At 70.4% G+C, this 5,309-nt stretch carries 5 protein-coding genes and 1 pseudogene; 4 read left to right on the forward strand and 2 right to left on the reverse strand.

Annotated features, from left to right (window positions below):
* Positions 1–276: pseudogene (locus MXD58_RS19100) on the reverse strand (hypothetical protein); the annotation flags it as partial.
* Between the two features lie 676 nt (positions 277–952).
* Between MXD58_RS19100 and prfB the strand changes: the two are divergent.
* The 3 genes from prfB (at position 953) to cobA (ending at position 4,251) form a co-directional block, all read left to right on the forward strand.
* The gene (gene prfB, locus MXD58_RS19105) at positions 953–2,053 is read left to right on the forward strand and encodes a peptide chain release factor 2 (RefSeq protein ID WP_248841122.1); all 1,101 of its coding nucleotides are present in this window, start codon (positions 953–955) and stop codon (positions 2,051–2,053) included.
* A gap of 505 nt (positions 2,054–2,558) precedes the next feature.
* Positions 2,559–3,386, forward strand: coding sequence for a polysaccharide deacetylase family protein (locus tag MXD58_RS19110; protein ID WP_248841120.1), 828 nt, complete (start codon positions 2,559–2,561; stop codon positions 3,384–3,386).
* Between the two features lie 61 nt (positions 3,387–3,447).
* Positions 3,448–4,251, forward strand: a complete 804-nt coding sequence (gene cobA / locus MXD58_RS19115; protein WP_248841118.1) for a uroporphyrinogen-III C-methyltransferase — start codon at positions 3,448–3,450, stop codon at positions 4,249–4,251.
* Here cobA and MXD58_RS19120 read toward each other — a convergent pair.
* Positions 4,248–5,159 (reverse strand): PQQ-dependent sugar dehydrogenase, encoded by a 912-nt coding sequence (locus MXD58_RS19120; RefSeq protein ID WP_250609668.1) that lies wholly within the window; start codon positions 5,157–5,159, stop codon positions 4,248–4,250. The two genes, cobA and MXD58_RS19120, sit on opposite strands and share 4 nt — an antisense overlap.
* Between MXD58_RS19120 and MXD58_RS19125 the strand changes: the two genes are divergently transcribed.
* Positions 5,077–5,309: hypothetical protein (locus MXD58_RS19125; RefSeq protein WP_250609669.1), on the forward strand; the 233-nt coding region annotated here is incomplete at its 3' end. The genes MXD58_RS19120 and MXD58_RS19125 overlap by 83 nt on opposite strands.

The raw sequence follows: 5,309 nt of genomic DNA on the forward strand, positions 1-5,309 counted from the left end.
GTGCAGGCGCATCCAGTCGAGGGCGACCCGGCCGCGCAGCCGGTGCTGTCGCGGCACCGCGCGGGTAGCCTGCTCCAGCGGGACGAGCGCCGCGGCGGTGGCGCCCAGTTCCGTGCTCTCGTACGCGCCGATGGCGGCGCCGAGCGCGGCGGCGCACGCTTCGTGCAGCTCGCCCGGGCCGTCCGAGCTCATGGCATCGGCGTTCGGAGTCATGACGCCAACCGCGGCGAGACCGGTGACGACCAGCACTGACCGTCTGTCAGAGACCTCGGGCACGAGGATGTCCTCCGGGGACCGGTGGAATTGATCGTGTCTTGATCCGCCCGGCGGTGGGTGGAGGCGACGGGACGGCGGACCATCAGGGCAACCTCGCGATCGGGCTGGTCGGACGACTGATCTGGGTCCGCACGGCGTCCTGCATCCGCATTCACGTCGGCGGAGATGCCGCGGATGCCCTGGTCGACCGATGACACCGTGATGTCTGCGGAGTACCGGCGGCCGGCGAATTCCTCGATGAATCGCCGGGCTCAAAGATATCCTTCGTAGCTCCCGAAGGCGCGCGATAGCGCGCGCCGAGGATGTGGGACAGGTCTCGTCCACGGCCGACTACGGTGCGGATTGTCGGCGGTACGGACGTTGCTCGGTGGTAATGACGATGGACTCCCGTCCATGTTTCGGGATGATGTCGAAAAGCCATTGCATGTTTCCTCGGCGTGATTTTTCACGACTGCCGCCCGGTAGGGGCGCGACGCTCTCCGGATACCTGCGGAGTGGGCGTCCGGCGCGCGATCCGCCAAACCATCACGTGTGCGGATCATTGCTGTCGGTAGGTGGCTGTCGGGGGGTGCCCCGATCGCTCCTGGCCGCAGGGCCAGGTGGCGGGGCGCGCCGCGGGCCACCGCAAGATCGGTTCGGTCGGTCCCCGGGCCGGCTCCCCGGTAAGGTGAGCGACATGGCCGCCGATCTGCCCGAGGAGATCAAACAGCTTGATGCCACGCTGAGCGGCATCGAGTCCGTGCTCGACCTGGACGGGTTGCGCAGCCGTGCCGATGGCCTGGAGCGGGAGGCAGCCGATCCCGACCTCTGGTCGGACCAGGATCGGGCGCAGGCGGTGACCCGGCGGCTGTCCGCCGTCCGCGGCGACATCACCCGCTTCGAGGGGCTGCGCCGCCGCCTCGACAACATCGACGCCGCCGTCCTGCTCGAGGACGAGGAGCTGCTCGCCGAGGCCGCCGTCGACCTGCCCGCCCTCACCGCGGACATCGCCGCGTTGGAGGTGCGCACGCTGCTGTCCGGGGAGTTCGACGAACGCGACGCGATCGTGCAGCTCTCCGCGGGTGCCGGCGGCGTCGACGCCGCGGACTGGACGGCGATGCTGCTCCGGATGTACCTGCGCTGGGCCGAGCGCCACGGCTACGCCACCGAGGTCTTCGACACCTCCGAGGCGGAGGAGGCCGGCCTGAAGTCGGCGACCTTCCAGGTGAAGGCGCCCTACGCCTACGGCACGCTGCGCAGCGAGCACGGCGTGCACCGCCTCGTGCGGATCTCGCCGTTCGACAACCAGAACCGTCGGCAGACCTCCTTCGCCGGGGTCGAGGTGACGCCGGCGGTCGAGCTGTCCGACCACGTCGACATCGACGACAAGGAACTCCGGATCGACATCTTCCGGTCGTCCGGTCCTGGCGGCCAGGGGGTCAACACGACCGACTCGGCGGTCCGGATCACGCATCTGCCCACGAACATTGTGGTCACCTGCCAGAACGAGCGCAGCCAGCTGCAGAACAAGGCGGCCGCCATGATCGTTCTACAGGCGAAGTTGCTCGAGCGCCGCCGAGCCGAGGAGGCCGCGGAGAAGCAGCGCCTCACCGGCGGCCCGCAGGACGTGTCCTTCGGTTCGCAGATCCGCAACTACGTGCTGCACCCGTACCAGTTGGTCAAGGACCTCCGGACCGGTACCGAGACTTCGAACACCGGCAGCCTGCTGGACGGTGACCTGGACGATTTCATCGACGCCGAAATCCGGTGGCGGCGGGCCGCCGAGACCCAGGCGTGACAATGTAAGGCACCGCGCTGATTCGGGCCGGTGGAAACGAAAGCCTTTCGTTTGACACGCGGCCCGGAATTTCGGTGGGTCGGAGGGTTCGGGTCACGCACTGCCCATCCGTGTTACCCCGCTTTATCGAGCGGTAGGGGCCGTGGGCGCCCAATCGGTCCGACCGGGTGTCTCTCCGGAGGTGGGCGCTGATGTCCCCACCGCGCGTGCGTGGCGTACCCGGTTGATCTGTCGAAACCATTGGCACGCCCGGTATGCGCGTGTAGAGTCCCGGGTAGTTCGCGGACCGTTCGATGTTTTAGTTCCGGTCTCCTCGCCGGGTCTGCGCACTGCTGCACCTGATGGGATGTTCGTCCGTGTCACCTGGTCGTCCAAGATGCGTCGTCGCGGAGGGAGATCGGCCCGTGTCCCCGCAAATCGATATACACAGGTATATGGACGGAAATAACTACTCCGATCCGGGCATGGCGTCGGCCACAGTGGGCATGGGGTCAGCGTGACCACCATGGCGACCGTGCTTCCAGGCACCACGTCGGGCGTGCCCGGCGAAGCGTTCACGATCCCTCTGCCGGTCCTCATGTACCACAGCGTGGGTGACTCGGTGAGCGCCGACTTCCGTCGCTGGGAGGTCCCGCCTGCCGCGTTCGCCGAGCAGCTGGGCGCCCTCGCCGCCAGTGGATATCATCTCACCGGCCTTACCGACGCGCTCGCGCATCCGCACCGGCGGCAGGTGGCCATCACCTTCGACGACGCGTTCGACGACTTCATCAGCACGGCGCTACCAGCCCTGCAGACCGCCGGGGCGAGCGCCACCCTTTACCTCCCGACGGCGTTCGCCGGTCGGCGGGCCACCTGGCTCGACGGTTACAGCGAGCGTAATCTTCCGCTGCTCGACTGGCCCGACCTCGCCGCTCTCGCCGGCGAAGGCGTCGAACTCGGCACGCACGGACACCGTCACCTCGAACTCGACGTCGTCCCGACCGCCATTGCCCGCTATGACGTGACGGCCAGCCGGCGCGCTATCGAGGAAAAGACCGGCCGCAGCCCGGACAGTTTCTCCTATCCCTTTGGATACCACTGCGCGTCGGTTCGCCACGTCGTCGCCGCGGCCGGTTTCGACTCCGCCTGCGAGATCGGATATCGCCTGCATCAGCCGGTCGAGTCGCGGTTCGCCATCAGCCGCCTGGTGGTGGATCGAACGGCCGGCTCCGAGGAGATCCTGCAGATGGTGGAACACGGTCACCGCGACGCGCTGGCGGGCGCCCGGCGGGGCCTGCGCTCCGGCTGGCGCGCCTATCGCGTGGCCCGCCGGCGCCTCGGCCGCGGAGCCTGAAAGCACCCAGCTCGCTCACTTTCGCTCCCGGATCCGCTGGTCAGGCCCCACACTGGACGGAATGGGTCCCCGCGGGTGGGACGGGTGTGGCGGGCAGGCGGAGGTGACCGACGTGGACAGATCGCCGGGTGGTTGGGTGGCGCTCGTCGGGGGCGGGCCGGGGCGTGCCGACCTCATCACCGTCCGTGGGCTGAAGCTGCTGCGGATCGCGGACGTCCTCGTCGTCGACCGGTTGGCTCCCCGCGACCTGCTCGCCGAGGCCAGGCCCGACGCTGAGATCGTCGACGCAGGCAAGGCCCCGCATGGGCACAACCTCACCCAGGACGAGATCAACGCCGTCCTGGTCGACCGCGGCCGGCGTGGCCTCGGCGTCGTGCGGCTCAAGGGCGGCGATCCGTTCGTCTTCGGCCGCGGCGGCGAGGAGGCGTTGGCCTGCGCCGCCGCCGGCCTGCCCTGCGAGATCGTGCCCGGGGTGACCAGCGCGGTGGCGGTCCCCGCGTTGGCCGGCATTCCTGTCACCCACCGCGGGCTGACGCAGGACGTCACCATCGTCAGCGGCCATGTCGACCCGTCCCATCCGGGTTCCACCGTCGACTGGGATGCGTTGGCCACCGGTCCGGGCACCATCGTCGTGCTGATGGGCGTCGCCGCGCTCGCCGGGATCAGCGGTGAACTGGTCAAGCGCGGCCGCGGTGCCGACACCCCGACCGCGGTGATCCACGCCGGCGGAACACCCGAGCAGACCGTCGTCACCGGCACCCTGGCGGACATCGCCCAGCGCTGCGACGAGGCCGGCATCGTCTCGCCCGCCGTCATCGTGATCGGCGACGTCGTGACGTTGCGTGATCGGATTGGCGTGATCTAGCGCAGCGCGAGGATCCGGTCGTCGCCCGGCCGGGGTTCGCCCCGGCCGTCAGTGTTGTTGGTGAGGATCCAGATCGAGCCGTCGGGGGCGGCCACCGCCGCCCGCAGCCGCCCGGCCACGCCGTCCAGCACCGCCCGCGGCTCGCCGCGGACCGTCGCCCCGGCCAGGTCGAGCTCCCACAGCCGCTGCCCGCGCAGCGCCGCGACGTACATCGTGTTCCCGCGGATCCCGATGCCGCTCGGCGACGCGTCCGCGACCGGCCAGGTCGCCAGCGGACGGCGGTACCGTCCGCCGTCGGTGTCCCCGTCTCCCTCGACGACCGGCCAGCCGTAGTTCCCGCCCGCCACGATCAGGTTGATCTCGTCGAACCGGTCCTGGCCGAACTCCGAGGCCCACATCCGCCCGGCCGAGTCCCAGGCCAGCCCCTGCACGTTGCGGTGGCCGAGGCTGTACACCGGCGACCCGGGGAACGGGTTGTCCGCCGGGATGGTGCCGTCGGGTCGGATCCGCAGGATTTTGCCGTTGCGGCTGGCGAGATTCTGCGCGTTGGTGCGCACGCCGGTGTCGCCGACACCCACGTACAGCAGGCCGTCGGGGCCGAAACGGATCCGGCCGCCATTGTGGATCACGCCGTGGGCGAGGCCGGTGAGGATCGGGGTCGGCGCCTCGGCGCGGGTGCCGTCCAGTCGAAAGCGGACGATCCGGTTGTCGCTGGACGTCGTGTAATAGGCATAGACGAACTGGTCACGGGCGAAGGTCGGGGACACCGCGAGCCCCAGCAGCCCCGACTCGCCCTGGTGCAGCACCCCGGGCAGCGTCGTCATCGTGGTCGGCCGGCCGCCACCGGCCGGTACCCGCAGGATCCTGCCGCTGTCCCGCTCGCTGACGAGCGCCTCGCCGGAGGGCAAGAAGGCGATGTCCCACGGCGCGGCGAGACCGTCCGCGACCCTCCTCGTCACGACCCCAGCCCCCCCCCCCCCCCCCCCCCCACACCCCCCCCCCCCCCCCCCCCCCCCCCCCCCCCCCCCCCCCCCCCCCCCCCCCCCCCCCCCCCCCCC

Source organism: Frankia sp. AgKG'84/4 (assembly GCF_023242965.2).
Lineage (GTDB): Bacteria > Actinomycetota > Actinomycetes > Frankiales > Frankiaceae > Frankia.

Excerpts from the sequence above, each read along its gene's own strand:
- prfB (WP_248841122.1), top strand. The coding sequence starts at position 953 with ATGGCCGCCGATCTGCCCGAGGAGATCAAACAGCTTGATGCCACGCTG.
- MXD58_RS19110 (WP_248841120.1), top strand. The coding sequence starts at position 2,559 with ATGGCGACCGTGCTTCCAGGCACCACGTCGGGCGTGCCCGGCGAAGCG.
- cobA (WP_248841118.1), top strand. The coding sequence starts at position 3,448 with ATGGGTCCCCGCGGGTGGGACGGGTGTGGCGGGCAGGCGGAGGTGACC.